Below are 19,825 nucleotides of genomic sequence, written 5' to 3' on the forward strand. Positions count from 1 at the left end.
TTTTCCTGCTGCTCAGGTTAAAACTCTTTTTGTATCCAATTACGCACGCGATCCAACAAACTTGTTACTGAAGGACGAGAAGGCTCGTTATATTCAGTATCATCGCTTATTTGGGCATCTCTTGCATAATGAAGTAAACCAACAGCCGTCGAATGATACGGCTCTTTTACGTAATCTGTTAAGCCGCTCACCTCTAGAGGCTTGCCAACTCGTACTTGGTTGCGGAATACACGTTCCGCACACTCTACCACTCCGTCCATTTGTGCTGCTCCACCAGTGAGCACCACACCTGCTGCTAGGTGGTGTTTTATCCCCTCCTCGCGCAGTTTCTCCTGAACGTTGTCGATAGTTTGGTTAACCAGTCCCATAAGCTCAGTATAACGAGGCTCGATTACTTCAGACAAAGTTTGTCTTTGTAAACTGCGTGATGGTCGACCACCAACGCTTGGAACGTTAACCGTGTCATCTTTGCTGACTAGCTCACTTAGAGCACAGCCATACTTCACTTTAATCTCTTCCGCATCGCTCACTGGCGTACCGAAAGCAAAAGCGATATCACTGGTAACGGCATTACCTGCGTATGAAAATACCTCTGTATGGCGTAGCGCACCACCGGTCCAAATGGAAACATCCATCGTACCAGCGCCGATATCAACCACACAAACACCTAGTTCACGCTCATCTTCAGTAATAACAGCATTACTTGCCGCTAAACCGGAGTAAACAAGGTGCTCGACTCTTAAGCCACAGCGCTCTACTGCCTTTATGATATTTCTAGCCATATCGTTATGGCAAGAAATAAGGTGCACGCTGACTTCCATACGTACTCCTGATAAACCTAGCGGGTTTTTGATCCCTTCTTGGTAATCAATCGTAAATTCTTGTGGAATAACGTGGAGAATGCGTTGCTCGTCACCAATTTTAATAGATTTTGCAGTATGAATAGCACGGTCCATATCTTCTTGAGAGACTTCCTCATCCGATATCGTTCCCATGCCTTTTTCAATACGGCTAGCAATGTGTTTGCCCGAAAGCGAGATAAATACATTGCTGATCTGGCACTCTGCCATTAATTCAGCTTGGTCAACAGCACGTTGAACCGATTTCACTACCGATTCAAGGTCGTTAACACCACCTTTGTCCATCCCTCGAGAAGGACTACTGCCTGCGCCAATAATATTGATTTGACCATCAGGCAATACTTCGCCTACCAGAGCTGATACGGTAGCAGTGCCTATATCAAGACCAACAATAATGTTGTCATCAGCGGTCTTAGTCATCTGTATTCTCTTGTTCTAACTCTTGCTCAGGGAACCATCCAATAGAGGCCCCCGTATCATACCTGAGGTCAATGTAGCTCACCCTTTCGGCTTCACTACCCAAATTCTCGTAGAGCGATATAAAGCGCTCAATACGCTCTTCTAAAGATTCTTTGCCTAGCTCTAGGCGAATTCCGTTATCGAGAATGATTTGCCAAGCCCTACGCTCATTAAGAACCAGTGAAGTGATCGTTAAATTCAATGCTTCAAACTTAGGGCTAATATCTCGCCATACTTGCAGCACTTCGCTGCTTGTATCAAGAGGCCCATACAGTTTTACACGATCTTCTTCCAGTTGGCCGATATCACCATCGAAAACTTGACCGAAATCGTTAAGCAGAGCATTTCCATTCCAGATTGCTTCAGCGTGATGTTCAGTCAAAAAGACTTTTACGGTATCTGGCCACTGTTTGCGAATTGAAGCATGAGAAACCCAAGGAATTGATTCTGCCATACTTTGTAGTATATCAATGTCTTGTGACATGAATGTTCCGACATGTTCTAACTGAGCAAACGCTCGTTGAACATCGCGCGCGGTAACATAATGCAGTTCACCTTGGAGTACGATTTTCGATAATGGTAGACGTTGGTCATCCCACATCCAAGAAATCGTAGAGTAGAGGAGAGAGCCTATTAACAACAAGACCACCAGCAAAAAACTGCCTCCGAGGGCATGTTCTTTTACTAGTGGCGCAGAGGTTAAACGACGGCCTTCATTAAAAGCACTTTTAATCAAAGTCCATAGTCCTTGCTATTAGCTCGCTTATCTTTCCCTAACCCAATTCGTTTATAGAGACAAAAGCACCTACTTTAACCTTCGGATTATACTGGGGTCAAAGAAAGTATCAAACATTGAAAGTGAGAAATTGCTACTTTAAATACAATAAGTGCAGCAAATACTTAAAATTCGATGTTTCTTACTAAGCTTGGCTCATTTTATCGATATTTAACTCAAAAGCAGCGAGTTGTTTAGCGACTTTACCAACATCACCAGCACCTTGAGTTAGTACTAAGTCACCGTCTTGTAAAACATTAGCGAGAACTGAAGGTAACGCCTTGCTTTCTGGGACAAAAATCGGATCTAACTTACCGCGACTGCGAATAGTCCTACATAATGCTCGCCCATCCGCTCCTGCGATTGGCTTTTCACCTGCCGAGTAGACATCAAGCATAATCAAAACGTCGACTTGCTCTAATACATTCGCGAAATCATCATATAAATCGCGAGTACGGCTATAACGGTGTGGCTGGAATATCATTACAAGACGTTTCTCTTCCCAACCATTTCGTGCCGCCTGAATCGTCACATCAACTTCTGTTGGGTGATGGCCATAATCGTCCACCAACATTGCAAGGCCGTTCCCTGTATCGAACTCACCTAGATGATCAAAGCGACGACCAGTACCTTGTGTACCAGCCATTGCGTTTAAAATAGCTTCATCAGAAATATCATCTTCTGTTGCCACGGCAATCGCTGCTGAAGCGTTCAACGCATTGTGACGGCCTGGAATGTTCAGGGTGATATCCAAGTCAGCTTTACCTTGGCGAATTACAGTAAACTTACCTTGTTGGCCATCTTGACGGTAGTTGGCAATGCGAACATCTGCATCGTCCGAGAAACCATAGGTAATTACCTGACGGCTAATCTTTGGAATGAGTTCGCGAACAACAGGATCATCAACACAAACGATCGCTTGACCGTAAAAAGGTAAGTTGTGCAGAAAATCGATAAACGTCTGCTTAAGCGTTTCAAAGTCACCGCCATAGGTGTCCATATGATCAGCTTCGATATTGGTAACGATACTTACCATTGGTTGTAGGTGCAGGAACGAAGCATCACTTTCATCAGCTTCTGCAATCAGGATACGGCTTGAACCTAAACGTGCATTTGTGCCTGCACTTTTAACTAAGCCACCATTAACAAAAGTTGGATCTAAACCTGCTTCAGAATAAATCTGAGTCACTAAAGCCGTTGTCGTTGTTTTACCGTGAGTCCCTGCTACCGCGATACCGTGACGAAAACGCATTAGCTCCGCAAGCATTTCTGCACGGCGTACAACTGGAATGCGCGCGGCACGCGCTGCAATAATTTCTGGGTTCTCTTCATTAATCGCAGTTGAAACTACCACTACGCTTGCTTTAGCAACGTTCTCTTCAGCGTGGCCGATAAAAATTGTTGCTCCCTTTTCTGCAAGTCGCTCTGTAACTGGGTTCTCAGCAATATCTGAACCCGAGATCTGATAACCTTCGTTGAGTAGCACCTCGGCAATACCACTCATGCCTGCCCCACCAATACCAATGAAGTGGATGCATTTAACTCGGCGCATTTCTGGCACCATTGCTCGGATCTGAGCTAAATCTTGAGTATGTTGAACTGTCATGAATCTTCTCGTTATTCCGTCAACGCGATAATGGCTTCGGCTACCACTTTATCTGCGTCTAACTTCGCTGCCGCTTTTGCTTTGGTTGCCATGGAAGTAAGAGTTTCACGATCCATACTTTGAATCTCAGAAACCAGCTTATCCACGCTTAGCTCAGGCTGCTCTATCATTTTAGCTGCACCGCATTCGACCAAATGGTCAGCGTTCAATGCTTGTTGTCTGTCTTTGTGCATAAATGGGATAAAAATCGCGCCAACGCCAGCAGCCGAAACCTCAGAGACGGTTAAAGCGCCTGAACGACACACAAGTAAATCAGCCCAAGCATAGGCTTCTGAAACATCATCAATAAACTCAGTCACTTCAGCCTGTTCAACTTGATGATTCTGATAAGCTTGCTCGACTTCTTGTTGGCTATTCTTACCTGCTTGATGACGGATTTCATAACCCTCACCAAGTTTAGACATTACTTCTGGTAACGTCTGATTCAAAATTCGTGCGCCTTGGCTACCGCCCATGACTAGAATACGAATATTACCCTCTCGCTGAGCCATTCTCTCGTTAGGATCAGCAATAGCGGCTACGTCTTCACGTACTGGGTTGCCGACCACTGGCGCAGTTGGGAAAGCGCCCGGGAATGCCTGAAACACCTTTTTCGCGACCTTAGATAGCCATTGATTAGTTAACCCAGCGACCGCGTTTTGTTCATGAAGTACTACTGGAATACCAAGTAACCAAGCCGCAATGCCTCCTGGACCACTTACGTAACCGCCCATACCAAGGACTGCATCAGGCTGCCAACGCTTCATATGCGCTTTCGCTTGCATAATTGCATTGATGATTTGGAATGGTGCTTTAATTAGTCGACCAATACCTTGACCTCGTAGACCTTTTACTTTGATAAAGTCGATTTCAATACCATGTTTAGGAACAAGATCCGCTTCCATACGATCGGCAGTGCCTAACCAACGGATTTCCCATCCCTGAGATTGCAGCTGCTTTGCCACAGCAAGCCCAGGAAAAACGTGACCACCAGTACCTCCGGCCATCACCATTAATCTTTTATTCTTTTTCATCATTATCTAACTGTTGTTCAATACTATCAGCAGCCACTAAGCGACATTCATGATCAATGCGTAGGAGAATCGAAACGGCTACAGCCATGACGATCAAACTTGAACCACCATAACTGATTAACGGTAGCGTTAAGCCCTTCGTCGGTACCATACCAGCTGCTGCACCGACGTTAACTAGCGTTTGAAACGCAAACCAAATACCAATGCCAAAGGCGAGGTAGCCGCCAAACAGCTGCTCATGTTCAAATGCTTTTCGTCCAATATATATAGCTTTGAGTACCAAACTAAATATCAATATCAATACTAGGACAACGCCCACAAAACCTAACTCTTCAGCCAGTACTGCAAACACAAAGTCAGTGTGTGCTTCTGGTAAATATTCAAGTTTTTGAATTGAGTTACCTAACCCTTGACCAAACCATTCACCACGGCCAAATGCCATCAAGGATTGAGTTAGCTGATAACCGCTACCGAATGGATCTTCCCATGGGTCGAGAAAAGAGGTCACTCGGCGCATACGGTAAGGTTCAATATAGATAAGTGTTGCCACCGACATCAAACCAACAACCATCAAAGCAAGGAATTGAGTCAGCTTAGCCCCCGCTATGAACAGCATGCCAAATAGCGTCACCAGCATCACGACAACGGTACCTAAATCGGGCTGCATTAACAGTAAACTTGCGAGTGTGGCAAAAACAATAATGGGTTTAATGAATCCACCAAAGAAGCTCGAACGCACCTCTTCACTTTTACGCACAAGGTAACCTGACATAAAAATAAACAGCGATAACTTAGCAACTTCGGCTGGTTGAAGGTTAAATAGACCCAAAGGTATCCAGCGGGACGCACCGTTAACTGACTTACCAGCAACAAGCACGACCACCAGCAAAAAAATCGATATCAGCAATAACCAAGTACTGTATTGAAGCCAACGCTTCATAGGAACTTGTAAAATAACGGACGAAGCAATAATCGCTAACACTAGGAAAACAGCGTGACGGAACATAAAGTGGAAAGGCTGATCCGTAAGGCGAGAACTGATTGGGAACGAAGCAGACGTAACCATCACTAACCCAGTTAACATCAAACCGAGTGATATCCAGACTAGCTGGCGATCATATAAGACCTCAGGTGATGCACTTGTCACCCAACGCTTAATACTGCTGAAAACGTCTCGTATCTGCATAGTTCCCTAACAATTAAGAATAGATTTTTGCTAGCTCAGTGAAGGCATCACCACGGGCCATAAAGTTCTTGAACTGATCGAAGCTCGCACATGCAGGAGATAGTAATACCATGTCTCCAGAAGCAACCTTCGGAGAAACCCATTCCACGATCTCTTTCATGCCCACAAAAGATTTAGCACTAGGGTGCAGTGACATAAACTCATCGCCATCTTCGCCAAAGCAACAAAGTTGGACATTCAACTTACTTAAGACTGGTTTCAATTCTGAAAAATCAGCACCTTTACCAACGCCACCAACAAGTAGGTACAGTTTGCCCTCTAACTCTAAGCCTGCTAGCGCCGCCATCGTACTTGCTACATTGGTTGCTTTAGAGTCATTGACCCATTTAACACCTTGATTATCTGCAACAACTTGGCATCGATGTGTCAAACCATTGTAAGACTTCAGCGCTTCTAAACCCGCGCTAACATCAACCCCAGACTCAGTTAGCAATGCTAATACAACTAACGCATTTGCGACATTGTGACGGCCAACGAGTGATAACTCCCGCACTGGACACACTTTGCGCTTTGCAATAGATAAGTACTCGACGTCATCTTCGATCTGCAAATAGTATTGAGCCTGTTCGAGCAAGCCAAACTCAACGATATTGAGCTCACTATCTGGGTAAGTCGCTTTATCATCGGCATTAACTACACACACTTCGGCATTTTCAAAGATACGTAATTTCGCCTGACGATAATCGGCCATCCCTTCATAGCGATCCATATGATCTTCAGAGAGATTTAAGAACGCAGCCGCTTTAGGCTTCAAAGAAGAGGTTGTTTCAAGTTGAAAACTGGATAGTTCAAGTACATACAAATCAGCGTCAAGTTCAAGAAGATCAAGTGCAGGCACACCGATGTTGCCACCCACGCCGACTGTCAAACCTGCTGCCTTAGCAACATAACCAGTCCAATCAGTCACTGTGCTTTTTCCATTTGAACCCGTAATCGCGATAACAGGCTTATCAACCTGCCATGCAAATAGCTCAATATCACCTACAACGGGAATGTTGGCTTGAAGTACTTGTTGAATTTCAGGCGTAGCCAAAGCAATGCCTGGGTTCGCAACCACAAGATCAGCCTCAAGCAGCCAGTCAAGATTCCAACTGCCAGAATGAAGCTCAACATCATCCGTTAACTCTTCACTGCCAGGAGGACATTCACGAGTATCAATAACACTAATGTGGAGCGACTTAGGTAATGATTGTAAGTGTTTAACCACCGAAAGCCCGGTAATACCGAGCCCTACAACGACGACTTTTTCAACGTTTTTCCAGCGTTCCATTGTCATGGGTGAGATTTCCTTATCGAACTTTCAGTGTCGCTAGACCAACAAGCACAAGAACAATAGAGATGATCCAAAAACGTACAATAACGCGCGGCTCTGGCCAGCCTTTCAATTCGTAATGGTGGTGAATTGGTGCCATACGGAAGATACGTTGACCACGTAGTTTGTATGACCCAACTTGAAGAATTACCGACAAAGTTTCCATTACGAAAACACCGCCCATAATCACCAACACAAATTCTTGACGAACTAACACGGCAATCGTACCCAGAGCACCACCAAGTGCCAATGAGCCCACATCGCCCATAAACACTTGTGCTGGGTAAGTGTTAAACCACAAGAAGCCTAAGCCAGCACCAACAATAGCAGTACAAACAACTACCAGTTCAGATGCTTGAGGAATATAAGGAATATGCAGGTAGTTCGCGAACTGAACATTACCTGTTGCCCAAGCGATCGCGGCAAAACCAGCTGAAACCAATACGGTTGGCATGATCGCAAGACCATCTAGACCGTCGGTTAAGTTAACTGCATTACTCGTACCCACGATCACAAAATAAGTGAGGACAATGTAGAGCAGGCCTAGCTGAGGCATGATGTCTTTAAAGAATGGAACCACTAACTGAGTCGCTGCAGTATCTTTACCATGAGCATACAACGCAAAAGCGACAACAAATGCGATCGCAGACTGCCAAAAGTACTTCCAGCGTGCAATGAGACCATCAGTATTCTTGCGCACCACTTTACGGTAGTCGTCGACAAAGCCAACAGCTCCATAACCGAGTAACACAGCCAACACGGCCCACACATAAGGGTTAGATAGATCTGTCCAGAGTAAAACAGTGGTGACAATCGCAGTTAGGATCATAATCCCGCCCATGGTTGGGGTGCCGCGTTTGCTAAAGTGGGATTCTGGACCTTCGTTACGAACAACCTGACCAATTTGCAGTAATTGCAAACGACGGATCATGATTGGCCCCATCCATAACGAAATACCAAGTGCAGTTAGAACACTAACAATCGCTCGAAAAGATAGGTATTCGAATAAACGGAAGAATGAAAAATATGGCTGTAGCAGCTCCGCGAGCCAAATAATCATGTATACATCTCCTTGACAGCAGTAGCAACTTTGCTCATTCCAGCACTATTTGCCCCTTTAACCAATAAAGTTTGAGGCTCTTGGTGCTGTTCAATCTGCTGTTTAATAAAATCAATCATGCTCTGATGGTCTTCAAAATGAAGGCCATCACACTCTTCACTGATCGCCTTAGCATCAGCGCCAAATGTAAGCACATATTCAAATTTGAATGGGGCAGCATGTTGTCCGACTTGACGGTGAAGTGCAAGACTTTCATCACCTAACTCAGCCATATTGCCTAAAATTAACCAACGAACGCCGCTGAACCCTGCAAGTAGATCCGCCGCAGCCTTCATCGCTGGAACACTCGCATTATAACTGTCGTCAATTAACTTAATTTGATGGTTAAGTTCGATCAGTTCAACACGCCCTTTTACTTTATTCAAAGAAGCGAGACCTGTTTGAATCATTTCAAGGCTGGCCCCTAACTCTAACGCCAGTGCCGTCGCTGCTAATGCATTGGCCACATTATGTTGACCAATAATGCCTAACATTACTGCAATAGAGCCTTGCGGCGTATTCAGAGTGAAGCTTGCTTCACCAATTTCATTCAACTCAATATCAGTCGCTGTAAAATCTGCACCTGAGTCTTTCAGTGAGAGCGTTTTTACAACTTTATCCGCCAGTACTTCTTGCCAAAAGTCACCGCCGTTGCTGTCTAAGTTTACAACCGCAACAGAACCCGGTTTCAAACCTTGATAGATCTCGCCTTTCGCTTGCTTAACGCCATCCATCGAACCAAAGCCCTCAAGGTGAGCAGCGGCAACGTTATTCACTAAAGCAACATCCGGTTGTACCAAGCGAGTTGTGTACGCGATTTCACCAATATGGTTCGCACCTAGTTCAATCACAGCAACATCATCTTCAGGTGTAGAACGAAGCAACGTTAAAGGAACACCAATTTCATTATTGAAGTTGCCTGCCGTAAACAGTACCTGCCCCTTTTGCTCCATGATACTAGCGATCATTTCTTTCACGGTGGTTTTGCCACAGCTTCCTGTAATCGCCACCGTTGGGGTTAAGCAGGTTTGATGAACTAGTGCGCCCAATTGTCCCAGCGCCACTTTGGTATCTTTAACTAACAGCTGAGGCACATCACCACTCACAGGCTTGCTAACCAACAGCGCTCCTGCTCCTGCCTCGACAGCTTGGTGGGTAAAATCATGAGCATCAAAACGCTCACCAACTAAAGCAACAAATAGAGCACCTTGCTCAATTGAGCGAGTGTCTGTTGAAACAGAAGAGATCGCCATATCACGACCAATTAATTCCGCTTCTAGTGCCTCTGCAATTTGGCTCAACATTAATGTGATCATGCTTTTTGCTCCAACAACTGTATTGCAGACTCACGGTCTGAGTAATGAATCGTTTCGTTGGCCATAACTTGATAATCCTCGTGCCCTTTACCAGCAAGCAAGATGATGTCATCGGCGTGACTGTTAGTAAGTGCAAACTTCAGTGCATCAAAACGATTATGTTCCACCACAGCGCTATCAGGCTGATTCATACCAACAAGCATATCTTTTACTATTTCTGCCGGCGACTCACTACGAGGATTATCATCAGTCAAAATAACTCGGTCAGCTAAGCTTTCACCAATCGCAGCCATCATTGGGCGTTTACCTTTATCACGATCGCCGCCACAACCGAAAATAGCCCAAAGTTGACCTTGGCAATGAACACGTAAAGCATTCAGTGCTTTTTCAAGAGCATCTGGCGTATGGGCGTAATCAACAACAACCTTGGCTTTGTTACTGCCTGTAAATAGCTCCATTCGACCAAGTACCGGCTTTAACGAACTTGCTGTTTCTAGCAGCAACTGTTTATCAATACCAAGGGAGAGCAAGGTTGTCATCGCCAGTAAGACGTTGCTTGCGTTGAATTCACCAATGAGAGGCACGACGCAATCACCAGCGCCAAACATACCATCAATGGAGAGCGTGATACCCGACTCTGAATAGGCAACACTTTTTGCCCATACTGCACGTTCTGTCGTTGTCGGCTTAAGAGAGACAGCAATCGCATTATCTAGGCGCTCGATCCAAAGACGACCAACTGGGTCATCAATATTAATCACAGCGTTGTGACACTTGTGCTCACTGAATAAGCTGAATTTAGCTTCGGCGTATTCTTCCATTGTGCCGTGGTAATCAAGATGATCACGACTTAAGTTAGAAAACACGCCGACTTCGAATTCAATCGCCTTAACTCGCCCCTGGACAAGACCATGGGAAGAGACTTCCAAAGCGGTAAACTCGGCTGACTGTTGCTCTAATAGAGAAAGGGTTTGTTGAATTTCTATCGCACTACCAGTGGTATTCGCTGCTGGCTGTAGATCATCTAAAAAGCCATTGCCTGTGGTTCCCATAACCGCTGCTTTTTTACCTACCAACTCCAACCATTGAGCAATCAACTGAGTGATAGTAGTTTTACCATTTGTACCAGTAACGCCAATGACTTTATGAGCATCTAGAGGATATAGACGGCTGGCGAGTGCAGACAAGTGATGACCCAGTTCACGAATATAAACCACTGGAATGTCACTGATGAATTCCACGGTGCCGGACTGATGCTGTTCACAAGCTTCTGCAATAACAGCATTGGCGCCGCTTTCAATCGCCGCAGTAATAAAACGACGTCCATCCACCGCATGGCCTTTTATCGCCACAAAAGTCGTCCCAGAAACCACTTTACGACTATCCAGTTCAAGTCGTTGAACAATGATATTAGCGCTTTTGTCGGCAGACATATCCTGCCATGGAGAGAGCAGCTCTGCTAAGGTCAGTTCCTTGGACATAGTAAACTCACTTAATCTTGTTTAAATCGATTTTCATCAGGCGCCACATTTAGAATCTGCAGCGTACCTTTCAATATTTCCGAAAATACCGGACCAGCAACTGAACCACCATAGTAGTTGTCCCCTTGCGGTTCATTAACTACGACAACCAGTGCAACTCTTGGGTCGCTCGCAGGAGCAACACCTGCGGTATAAGCGAAGTACTCATCGCCATAGCCACCAGCGATCGCTTTACGCGAAGTACCCGTTTTGGCCGCTACTCGATACCCTGGTACTGCCGCTTTAGTTGCTGTACCGCCCGGTTGGGTAACCGTTTCGAGCATATCAAGAACTTTACGCGCGTTATCATGATCAATGACCTGCTTCGCGAAGTTCTGCTGATTATTTTCGATAATATGAATAGGTTGATACTCACCTAAGTTGCCTAATGTTGCATAAGCATGAGCAAGTTGAAGAGGTGTAATCGTCAAGCCATAACCAAACGAAAGGGTCGCGATTTCAAATTTGGACCAGCGGCGGCGATTCGGGAAAATACCCTGTGTTTCACCGACTAAGTTTAAGCCAGATACTTCACCAAACCCCACAGAACTATACATTCCCAATAAAGCTTCAAGCGGCATATCTAACGCCAGCTTCGCAACACCAATGTTACTCGATTTTTTCAGGATAGTTGTAAGGTCGGCCTTGCCAACTTTAGAGGTATCACGGACTCGGCTACCACCAATCTGCATGATACCGTTACCCGTATCGATAACTGTGTCATCATCCGCGACACCGTTCTCAAGTGCAGCTAATACCACAAAAGGTTTAACCGTCGAGCCGGGCTCAAACGCATCGGTAATAACGCGGTTTCTCATTTTGGCTGATTGAAGATCGGAACGATTATTAGGGTTGTAAGATGGTGCGTTGACCATCGCTAATACCGCACCGGTTTTTACATCTAGAATTACCGCCGATCCTGAAGTCGCACGGAAGTCAGCGACGGCCTGCTTGATCGCACGATAAGCAATCGCTTGAATTCGTTGATCGATCGTCAACTCAAGCGGCTTTCCTTCCTCACGCTCTTCTAAAGAGATATTTTCGACTACTCGTCCATAGCGATCTTTACGAATAATGCGCTTCCCTGCTTCGCCTGTTAGCCACTTATCATAACTACGCTCAACGCCTTCAAGACCGTGACCATCAATACCTGTCACCCCTACTAAGTGAGCACTAACTTCACCAGCTGGATAGTAACGTCTTGATTCTGCTTTTAGGCCAACCCCTGATAGTTTCAACTCACGAATGTAATGTGCCATAGCAGGGCTAACCTGACGCTGCAGGTAGATAAATCGCTTACTCTTGTTGCGATTTATTTTATCAATCATACCTTGGCGCTTTAGTCCTAGAACATCCGCCAGTGCGTACCAACGGTTAATATCTTCAAGACCACCGTCTTTAAAAATAGTGGCAGGGTCAGCCCAAACCGCTTCAACCGGTACACTAACTGCTAAAGGCTCGCCATTACGATCGGAAATAATGCCACGCGCAGAGTGCAGCGTTTTGGCACGAATCGAACGCATATCACCTTGTTTAATAAGGTTATCAGGCTCGATAATTTGGATATAAGCAATACGGCCACACAATGCGGCAAACGCACAGAACACAAAAAACAGGACAATATAGAAACGCCAACGGATGAGAGTTGTTGGCTGTTCTTCAGATTTAGTTTCTGCAGGTTTTACTTTTTTGCTCATGGGAGATTAATGATGACTTCTTTGTCTGAATCTGGACGTTTCATTTCCAGTTCCTTTTTCGCAACGGCTTGAACTCGACTATGTTCAGCCAAAGCAGTTTCTTCTAACAGTAAGTTTCGCCATTCGTTGTCTAGCCGTTCTCGTTCGACCATCGCTTGGTCTTTTTCGGTGATCGCCTGACGGGTATGATGAGTCGTAAAAACAACCCCCATTGCACTTGCAAAAATCAGCACAAGTAGCACTAGTGGGACGCGCCCGACACCAAATAGGTCGAGCGCAATCAATTTAGCAAGGTTGGGAGACGACTTACTCATTGTTGATTACAGTTTCTCAGCAATACGCAGAACAGAACTGCGAGAACGAGTGTTCTCTTCAACTTCTTGTTTCGATGGTTTGATCGCTTTACCCACTGGTTTTAAGTTTGCGCTGCCCAGTGCTTTGATTTGGTCTTCTGTCATTGGGATACCATGAGGAACCTCAGGGCCTTTGCTCTCTTTACGGATAAAGCGCTTCACCATGCGGTCTTCTAGCGAGTGGAAACTAATTACAGAGAGACGCCCTTCTGGTGACAAAATGCTCGCGGCACCTTTCAAAGCGGTATCGATCTCTTCTAACTCGCTGTTGATGTAAATACGGAAAGCTTGGAATGAACGTGTCGCTGGGTGCTTTTTCTCTTTAAAGCTTTTTGGCGCAGCGTCAGAAATAAGCTTGGCTAACTGACCTGTACGAGTTAGCGGCTCGTTTTCTTCGTTTTCACGGTAAGCCACAATCGCTTTAGCAATACGGCGCGCGTGCTTATCTTCGCCAAATTCACGAATAACCCAAGTGATATCGTCAAGGTCAGCTTCCATCAACCACTGCGATACTGGAATACCAGAGGTTGGATCCATACGCATATCTAGCGGGCCATCTTTCATAAAGCTAAAGCCACGCTCTGCGTCATCCAATTGAGGTGATGACACACCTAAATCCAGTAGTACACCATCCACTTTACCCACTAAGCCATACTCAGCAGCGTATTGCGCCATACCAGAGAAAGGGCCATGAATAATAGTAAAGCGAGGGTCATCGATTTTACCCGCTTCTGCGATTGCTTGAGGATCACGGTCAATGCTGTACAGGCGGCCATTTTCACCCAATTTAGATAGAATCGTGCGGCTATGACCACCACGACCGAACGTTCCGTCTATATAGATACCATCAGGTTTAATCGCTAAGCCGTCGATAGATTCATGTAAAAGTACGGATATGTGTTTAAATGCTTCGGTCATAGTTATCTCATGTTGCTGACGCATTGACGGATTCAGATTCTCCAGTGTACTGATTTAGCGGCTTATCGCCACCTCTAGCGTGAGAGAACACGTGATTTTGCGCCAAGTTTAATCGTTAGAAAATAAATTAGGTCAATAAAAAGCAAAAAACCCATCATAACAATAAAGTTATGATGGGTCTCGAATAGGTGGAGTTGACACATACGCCGGGTTCTGTCTCCGCTTACGCGGCGGTAACCATTCGTCTAGGCCTGCAATCACTCACAGGCTCGAGCAACCTACCCGCCTCCTTACGCGAGCAACGCAATGTGGAGGCCTATTTGGTCTTGCTCCGGGTGGAGTTTACCTTGCTACGCACTGTTACCAGACGCACGGTGCGCTCTTACCGCACCCTTTCACCCTTACCTGTTCCCTTACGGGCCATCGGCGGTTTTCTCTCTGCTGCACTTGTCGTGGGCTCGCGCCCCCCAGGCGTTACCTGGCACCCTGCTCTATGGAGCCCGGACGTTCCTCCCCCCTGTCAGTCTCCCGAAGGACGTCAACGTCAGTCTCCTAAAAGGACCTCAACGTCAGTCTCCCGAAGGACATCAACAGAGCAGCGATTACCCAGTCAACTCCGAGGGCGGATTGTATAGAGTTCAGAGACCAGTGTCTAGCGAGATCACAGATTTGCTGAAAACGGAGGGTTGAATGGTTATAAGTTGGTCAACAGACGACTCTTCAAGATGAACAGAGCCCAATTTATCATTCCCTATTACAATTGTTTAACCCAAATTCTCCAACCCCCACTTATAGAGGGCATTTTTCTTCAAGTTGTAGATCTCAGCTGTCATCGCTGCCGCTTTCTTAAGTGGCAACTCTTTGGTCAAAATAGTCAGAGTACGCGTGACTTCTTCAGGCAAAGTATCGTCAACTGCAGCGCGATAGCCATGGATCAATAATGCCATCTCCCCGCGTTGCTGGTTTGGATCAGACTTCACCCACTCAATAAGCTCTCCTAGTGGCATACCTTGAATGGTTTCAAACGTTTTGGTTAACTCACGAGCAAGAACTACTTCACGTTCCGCCCCTAAGATTTCCAGCATATCGTCTAGAGAGTCTAAAATTCGATGCGGAGATTCATAGAACACACAGGTACGCTCTGCTTTGGCGATTTCCAAAAACTTATCTTTGCGTCCTTTGCTCTTAGCAGGAAGGAAGCCTTCGAAACTAAAGCGATCAGATGGCAAACCTGAAGCACTCAGCGCAGTGATCACCGCACAAGCTCCTGGTAGTGGCACAACTCTGACGCCTGCTTGACGACATTGATTGACAAGATGGTATCCTGGATCACTAATTAATGGGGTACCTGCATCAGAAACCAACGCAATTGAGTTCCCCGCTAGCAATTTGTCGACTAAAACTTGCGCTTTTTGTTGTTCGTTATGATCATGGAGAGCAAAGGTTTTAGTCTGAATACAGAAGTGAGACAATAACTTACCAGTATGTCGTGTATCTTCAGCAGCAATAAGATCGACTGTAGATAGAACTTCTATCGCTCGTTGAGTAATATCACCTAAGTTGCCAATTGGCGTAGGTACGATATAGAGAGTTGGAACCTCTGTTGGTAAGGTTTTGTTATCTGTCATTTGTTTACCATCACTTCAACGATTAATATAGACACAATTTTATACGGAATTAATAAAGAACTCATGGCCAAGAATAACCACAAGCGTCTCAGTGTAACACGCTTATTGACTCCTGTAGCACTTGCTGTCGCTTTGGCAGCGTGTTCTTCTGCCCCTAAGGCACCACAAAGTGTCGATATTACCTTAGACCCGAATCAATCTATTCAGACTTATCTAATGCGTGCGGACAGCAGTAAAGGCAGCCTGCAAAATGATTGGTTAATCATGGCTCTGAAAGCGTCCGTTGATAATCAGGATTTTCCTCAGGCTGAACTCTTGATTAAACGCCTAGCACGCCAGTCACTCACAGACATGCAACAAGCGGAGTGGCAACTTGCCCGTGCAGAACTGCTTATCGCGCAAGAGAAACCTGAAGAGGCTCTCGACCTACTGAACTTCCGCCCTTCATGGCAACTTGCGAATGATCAATGGAAAACCTACCACCAACTAAGAGCATCCCTGTTCACTAACATGGGTGATAGCTATAACGCAGCAAAAGAGCTGTCTCTTGGTAGTCAGTACGCGTCTAGAGTTGATCAACCTGCTATTGCTCAAGAGATCTGGGCTAATTTGAGCGCACGTTCAGCACTTCAACTAGAAGCGTACCGTCAGCAAGAAAACAACTCAGTATGGTTAGGCTGGCTAGAGTTGTCTGGTTATACAAAGTCACTAGCAAACAATCTGCCTGAGCTTCAAAGTCAGATCGAACAATGGCTCGCTGCTAATCCTAATCACCCAGCAGCTCTCTACACGCCGCAAAGTGTATTAGATATTTTGGCACTAGAAATGACTAAGCCAGTAAATACAGCATTACTACTGCCACTGTCAGGCAAATTTGCTAAACAAGCTCAGTTGATCCGTGACGGATTTATTCTTGAGATGATGAATGACACTGAACGGGATGAAAATGCTACGTTGACCGTTGTCGATACGAATGCAAAATCAGCTGAAGAGATCAAACTTGCCTTAAGTGATAAGCAAATCGATTCTATTGTTGGTCCTCTAGTCAAAGACAACATTGAACAATTGCAAGAAGCATTAGCCGAATCAAACAGTAAGTTGTCAGCACTCGCGCTTAATATCCCTGATGAAATCAAACCAGGCACTAACGTTTGTTACTTAGCGCTTTCTCCAGAACAAGAAGTGGCTCAAGCGGCTAAACACTTGGTGGAAAAAGGCTACAAATATCCGTTAATCTTGGCACCGAAAGGCAGACTAGGAAGTCGTGTTGTAGAAGCGTTCGATCAAGAGTGGCAAAAGTACAGTGACCACAAAGTTGCCGTGAGCTTATTTGGTGACAAACGCCAACTTCAGCGCGATATTAATAGCGTATTTGGCCTCCAAGCGAGCCAGCAAAACATCGCACAGATGGAATCTCTATTAGATATTCCATTAGAAAGCCAACCTCGTAGCCGTCGCGATATTGACTCAGTTTACATTGTCGCAAACAGCTCAGAGCTAACACTGATTAAGCCTTTTATTGAGGTAGCGATTAACCCTGATACAGTACCACCAAAACTGTACTCGAACTCTCGCAGCAATAGTGGTCGTCACCAATACGAAGACTTGTCAGGTGTTATGTACAGTGACATTCCATTACTTATCCATCCAGAAGCCTCTTTAGAAGCACAAATGGATCAGTTATGGCCTAAAGACTCAAATGCAGAGAAACGACTACAAGCTCTCGGTATGGATGCTTACCGCCTAATGGAGCATTTACCGCAAATGAAAGTGGTGAGTGACTACACTGTTGACGGCAACACTGGTGTTCTGAGCATCGATGAGAACTGTGTCGTTCAACGTGAGATTAGCTGGGCCGAACACGGTGCTAAAAACTAAGCGCGCTAAAGGCCAGCACTATGAAGCCGTAGCTGAAAAACACCTTATCAGTTGCGGCTTGTCTCTAATTGAGAGAAACTTCCTTGCTAAAGGAGGCGAACTCGACCTCGTCATGCGCGACAAAAGCAGCATTGTTTTCGTTGAGGTGCGCTACCGAAAAAGCCAAGCTTTTGGCCATGCTGCAGAGACCGTAACTCGTTCTAAAATCCAAAGGCTTATCAAAGCTGCCAATGTGTGGCTAATGAAAAATGGCTTGTCCGTCTATTCAACTGACTTTCGCTTTGATTTGGTTGCTATCCATCAAGATGGAGCACAAATTGAGTGGATTAAAAACGCAATAACTCAAGGATAAACAATGCTAGATAGCATTAAAGACAGCTTTACAGAAAGTATTCAAATCCAAATCGCCGCAGCAGAGGCTCTTCCGGATGCAATTACCCATGCAGCTCAAGCAATGGTCGCAAGCCTGCTTAACGGTAATAAGATCCTTTGTTGTGGAAATGGTGGTTCATCTTCAAACGCTCAACAATTTGTTTCTTGCCTTCTTAATCGTTTTGAAACTGAACGCCCAAGCTTACCGGGTATGGCTCTGACTGCTGATAACACGACGCTGACGGCTGTTGCAAATGACTATCACTATGAAGAAATCTTTTCTAAACAAGTGCGTGCATTTGGTCAACCTGGTGATATTTTGCTCGCCATCTCTACCAGCGGTAACAGCAAAAACATCATCAAAGCAATGGAAGCAGCGGTGACTCGTGATATGACCATCATTGCTTTAACCGGTAAAGATGGTGGTGAAATGGCAGGCTTGCTAGGGGAGCACGATGTAGAAATCCGTATTCCTTCTCACAGAACTGCAAGAATTCATGAAGTTCATATGGTGACACTACACTGCTTATGCGATCTTATCGACCAAGTATTGTTCCCAGCTCACGAAGAGTAATCTATGCATTCTATTAAAGCGTTTTTGTTGTCCCTCTTTATCCTATCAACAACAGGCTGTGCTGGTTTGTTTGTTGCGGGAGCGGCAACCACTGCAAGTATTGTTATCGATCCTAGAACGACACAAGAGATTTGGAACGACAACAACATCGAGTTTGAAGTTGCCGGCATAGGTAACAAAGCACCATTTCGTGGAAATGCACGCGTCACTGCGAGTTCATACAACGGTACGGTCGTGCTGATGGGGCAAGCAGGTACAGACGCTTTAAAACGTGATTTAGAGTCACAGACACGCAAGATCAAGGGTGTGAAGAACGTTCATAACCAACTCAGAGAAAAAGCTCCACTTTCTATGGGTGAGATTAGCCACGATAGTTGGATTACCACTAAAGTAAAATCAGCATTGTTAGCGAACTCTGAGCTGAACGGTGTAAAGATTAAAGTTATCACCGAAGATAGAGAAGTGTTCTTACTAGGCTATGTATCAGATCAGCACGCTGAGATTGCAACCGACATTGCACGAAACATATCTGGCGTGAAACAAGTAGTTCGAGCATTTCACTCTGGTGAGAGTGAAAGCTAAATAACCAATTAACAGATACAAAAAAAAGCAGCGTAGACGCTGCTTTTTTTATTTAACGACTCTTAGACTTGGTCGGCCTTTTGGTCTTGGTGGCTCATCATCGCCATCGCTGGTTACTTCAGAAGATTCTAGTTCTTCAGACTCAGCAGCAACAGATAAGGTTGACTCTTCTGCTGTCACTTCTTCTTCGAAGATACCCTCTTCCTCATATTCACCCATATATGCATCTTCTGGCTCAAACATAGTGCCAGCGCCATTTTCACGCGCATAAATCGCTTGAACAGCATAAAGAGGAACGATAACTGAATGTGGGCGACCACTAAAGCGAGCACTAAAAGTGATCGCTTCATTACCTAATTCTAAATTTCCCACCGCTCTAGGTGCGATATTCAGAATAATTTGACCATCTTGAACAAACTCAAGGGGTACACGTACTCCAGGAAGGTCTGCTGCCACAACCAAGTGTGGCGTCAAGTCATTGTCCACCAGCCAGTCATAAAATGCTCGAAGCATATATGGTCGGCGTGGTGTCATGTTTGCAATATCCATCTTCTCGC

18 protein-coding genes and 1 other RNA gene are annotated in these 19,825 nt (G+C 45.3%); 4 read left to right on the forward strand and 15 right to left on the reverse strand.

Going from position 1 to position 19,825, the window contains the following annotated elements; all coding sequences use genetic code 11:
* Window positions 1-17: 17 nt before the first annotated feature.
* From ftsA to rsmI, 14 genes are all read right to left on the reverse strand, one after another.
* On the reverse strand, window positions 18-1,280 hold the full coding sequence (ftsA, locus tag AAFX28_RS21160; protein WP_408690532.1) for a cell division protein FtsA: 1,263 nt from the start codon (window positions 1,278-1,280) through the stop codon (window positions 18-20).
* A complete protein-coding gene (locus AAFX28_RS21165) occupies window positions 1,273-2,055 on the reverse strand; it encodes a cell division protein FtsQ/DivIB (RefSeq protein ID WP_408690533.1) in 783 nt (260 codons plus the stop codon). The genes ftsA and AAFX28_RS21165 overlap by 8 nt, the downstream gene beginning before the upstream one ends.
* Window positions 2,056-2,239: 184 nt before the next feature.
* The gene (gene murC, locus AAFX28_RS21170) at window positions 2,240-3,700 is read right to left on the reverse strand and encodes a UDP-N-acetylmuramate--L-alanine ligase (RefSeq protein ID WP_408690534.1); all 1,461 of its coding nucleotides are present in this window, start codon (window positions 3,698-3,700) and stop codon (window positions 2,240-2,242) included.
* Between the two features lie 11 nt (window positions 3,701-3,711).
* Entirely contained in the window at window positions 3,712-4,773 is a 1,062-nt protein-coding gene (gene murG, locus AAFX28_RS21175) for an undecaprenyldiphospho-muramoylpentapeptide beta-N-acetylglucosaminyltransferase (protein WP_408690920.1), read from the reverse strand.
* Window positions 4,760-5,959: a cell division protein FtsW gene (ftsW, locus tag AAFX28_RS21180; protein ID WP_408690535.1), complete on the reverse strand. Its 1,200-nt coding sequence runs from the start codon at window positions 5,957-5,959 to the stop codon at window positions 4,760-4,762. The genes murG and ftsW overlap by 14 nt, the downstream gene beginning before the upstream one ends.
* A gap of 13 nt (window positions 5,960-5,972) precedes the next feature.
* On the reverse strand, window positions 5,973-7,295 hold the full coding sequence (murD, locus tag AAFX28_RS21185; protein WP_408690536.1) for a UDP-N-acetylmuramoyl-L-alanine--D-glutamate ligase: 1,323 nt from the start codon (window positions 7,293-7,295) through the stop codon (window positions 5,973-5,975).
* A gap of 13 nt (window positions 7,296-7,308) precedes the next feature.
* Window positions 7,309-8,391, reverse strand: coding sequence for a phospho-N-acetylmuramoyl-pentapeptide-transferase (gene mraY / locus AAFX28_RS21190; RefSeq protein ID WP_408690537.1), 1,083 nt, complete (start codon window positions 8,389-8,391; stop codon window positions 7,309-7,311).
* Window positions 8,388-9,746, reverse strand: coding sequence for a UDP-N-acetylmuramoyl-tripeptide--D-alanyl-D-alanine ligase (murF, locus tag AAFX28_RS21195; RefSeq protein WP_408690538.1), 1,359 nt, complete (start codon window positions 9,744-9,746; stop codon window positions 8,388-8,390). Before murF ends, mraY begins: the two co-directional genes overlap by 4 nt.
* Window positions 9,743-11,227, reverse strand: coding sequence for a UDP-N-acetylmuramoyl-L-alanyl-D-glutamate--2,6-diaminopimelate ligase (murE, locus tag AAFX28_RS21200; protein WP_408690539.1), 1,485 nt, complete (start codon window positions 11,225-11,227; stop codon window positions 9,743-9,745). Before murE ends, murF begins: the two co-directional genes overlap by 4 nt.
* 11 nt (window positions 11,228-11,238) lie before the next feature.
* Complete coding sequence (locus AAFX28_RS21205) at window positions 11,239-12,963, reverse strand: penicillin-binding transpeptidase domain-containing protein (RefSeq protein ID WP_408690540.1); 1,725 nt, start codon at window positions 12,961-12,963, stop codon at window positions 11,239-11,241.
* Window positions 12,960-13,277: a cell division protein FtsL gene (gene ftsL, locus AAFX28_RS21210; protein WP_408690541.1), complete on the reverse strand. Its 318-nt coding sequence runs from the start codon at window positions 13,275-13,277 to the stop codon at window positions 12,960-12,962. Before ftsL ends, AAFX28_RS21205 begins: the two co-directional genes overlap by 4 nt.
* A 6-nt stretch (window positions 13,278-13,283) precedes the next feature.
* Window positions 13,284-14,234, reverse strand: coding sequence for a 16S rRNA (cytosine(1402)-N(4))-methyltransferase RsmH (rsmH, locus tag AAFX28_RS21215; protein ID WP_408690542.1), 951 nt, complete (start codon window positions 14,232-14,234; stop codon window positions 13,284-13,286).
* 186 nt (window positions 14,235-14,420) lie between these two features.
* An RNA gene (gene rnpB, locus AAFX28_RS21220) (RNase P RNA component class A) lies at window positions 14,421-14,852 on the reverse strand.
* A 146-nt stretch (window positions 14,853-14,998) separates the two neighbouring features.
* Window positions 14,999-15,862, reverse strand: coding sequence for a 16S rRNA (cytidine(1402)-2'-O)-methyltransferase (gene rsmI, locus AAFX28_RS21225; RefSeq protein ID WP_408690543.1), 864 nt, complete (start codon window positions 15,860-15,862; stop codon window positions 14,999-15,001).
* Window positions 15,863-15,925: 63 nt separating this feature from the next.
* Between rsmI and AAFX28_RS21230 the strand changes: the two genes are divergently transcribed.
* Genes AAFX28_RS21230 through AAFX28_RS21245 form a run of 4 tightly spaced genes read left to right on the forward strand, consistent with a single transcriptional unit; the run spans window position 15,926 to window position 19,268 of the window.
* Window positions 15,926-17,740 carry a penicillin-binding protein activator gene (locus tag AAFX28_RS21230; RefSeq protein ID WP_408690544.1) on the forward strand — a complete coding sequence of 605 codons (1,815 nt, stop codon included), beginning with the start codon at window positions 15,926-15,928 and terminating at the stop codon, window positions 17,738-17,740.
* Complete coding sequence (locus AAFX28_RS21235) at window positions 17,727-18,092, forward strand: YraN family protein (protein WP_408690545.1); 366 nt, start codon at window positions 17,727-17,729, stop codon at window positions 18,090-18,092. Before AAFX28_RS21230 ends, AAFX28_RS21235 begins: the two co-directional genes overlap by 14 nt.
* A 3-nt stretch (window positions 18,093-18,095) precedes the next feature.
* Entirely contained in the window at window positions 18,096-18,686 is a 591-nt protein-coding gene (locus AAFX28_RS21240; RefSeq protein ID WP_004415461.1) for a phosphoheptose isomerase, read from the forward strand.
* Window positions 18,687-18,689: 3 nt separating this feature from the next.
* The gene (locus tag AAFX28_RS21245) at window positions 18,690-19,268 is read left to right on the forward strand and encodes a BON domain-containing protein (protein WP_408690546.1); all 579 of its coding nucleotides are present in this window, start codon (window positions 18,690-18,692) and stop codon (window positions 19,266-19,268) included.
* Between the two features lie 48 nt (window positions 19,269-19,316).
* On the opposite strand, the gene sspB is transcribed toward AAFX28_RS21245, so the two are convergent.
* Entirely contained in the window at window positions 19,317-19,817 is a 501-nt protein-coding gene (gene sspB, locus AAFX28_RS21250; RefSeq protein WP_408690547.1) for a ClpXP protease specificity-enhancing factor, read from the reverse strand.
* Between the last annotated feature and the right edge of the window lie 8 nt (window positions 19,818-19,825).

The sequence above is a fragment of the Vibrio sp. TBV020 genome (assembly GCF_046056895.1).
GTDB lineage: Bacteria > Pseudomonadota > Gammaproteobacteria > Enterobacterales > Vibrionaceae > Vibrio.

Excerpts from the sequence above, each read along its gene's own strand:
- murF (WP_408690538.1), bottom strand. The coding sequence starts at position 9,746 with ATGATCACATTAATGTTGAGCCAAATTGCAGAGGCACTAGAAGCGGAA.
- rsmH (WP_408690542.1), bottom strand. The coding sequence starts at position 14,234 with ATGACCGAAGCATTTAAACACATATCCGTACTTTTACATGAATCTATC.
- ftsL (WP_408690541.1), bottom strand. The coding sequence starts at position 13,277 with ATGAGTAAGTCGTCTCCCAACCTTGCTAAATTGATTGCGCTCGACCTA.
- rsmI (WP_408690543.1), bottom strand. The coding sequence starts at position 15,862 with ATGACAGATAACAAAACCTTACCAACAGAGGTTCCAACTCTCTATATC.
- murC (WP_408690534.1), bottom strand. The coding sequence starts at position 3,700 with ATGACAGTTCAACATACTCAAGATTTAGCTCAGATCCGAGCAATGGTG.
- murG (WP_408690920.1), bottom strand. The coding sequence starts at position 4,773 with ATGAAAAAGAATAAAAGATTAATGGTGATGGCCGGAGGTACTGGTGGT.
- murD (WP_408690536.1), bottom strand. The coding sequence starts at position 7,295 with ATGACAATGGAACGCTGGAAAAACGTTGAAAAAGTCGTCGTTGTAGGG.
- sspB (WP_408690547.1), bottom strand. The coding sequence starts at position 19,817 with ATGGATATTGCAAACATGACACCACGCCGACCATATATGCTTCGAGCA.
- ftsW (WP_408690535.1), bottom strand. The coding sequence starts at position 5,959 with ATGCAGATACGAGACGTTTTCAGCAGTATTAAGCGTTGGGTGACAAGT.
- murE (WP_408690539.1), bottom strand. The coding sequence starts at position 11,227 with ATGTCCAAGGAACTGACCTTAGCAGAGCTGCTCTCTCCATGGCAGGAT.
- AAFX28_RS21245 (WP_408690546.1), top strand. The coding sequence starts at position 18,690 with ATGCATTCTATTAAAGCGTTTTTGTTGTCCCTCTTTATCCTATCAACA.
- AAFX28_RS21205 (WP_408690540.1), bottom strand. The coding sequence starts at position 12,963 with ATGAGCAAAAAAGTAAAACCTGCAGAAACTAAATCTGAAGAACAGCCA.
- ftsA (WP_408690532.1), bottom strand. The coding sequence starts at position 1,280 with ATGACTAAGACCGCTGATGACAACATTATTGTTGGTCTTGATATAGGC.
- AAFX28_RS21230 (WP_408690544.1), top strand. The coding sequence starts at position 15,926 with ATGGCCAAGAATAACCACAAGCGTCTCAGTGTAACACGCTTATTGACT.
- mraY (WP_408690537.1), bottom strand. The coding sequence starts at position 8,391 with ATGATTATTTGGCTCGCGGAGCTGCTACAGCCATATTTTTCATTCTTC.
- AAFX28_RS21240 (WP_004415461.1), top strand. The coding sequence starts at position 18,096 with ATGCTAGATAGCATTAAAGACAGCTTTACAGAAAGTATTCAAATCCAA.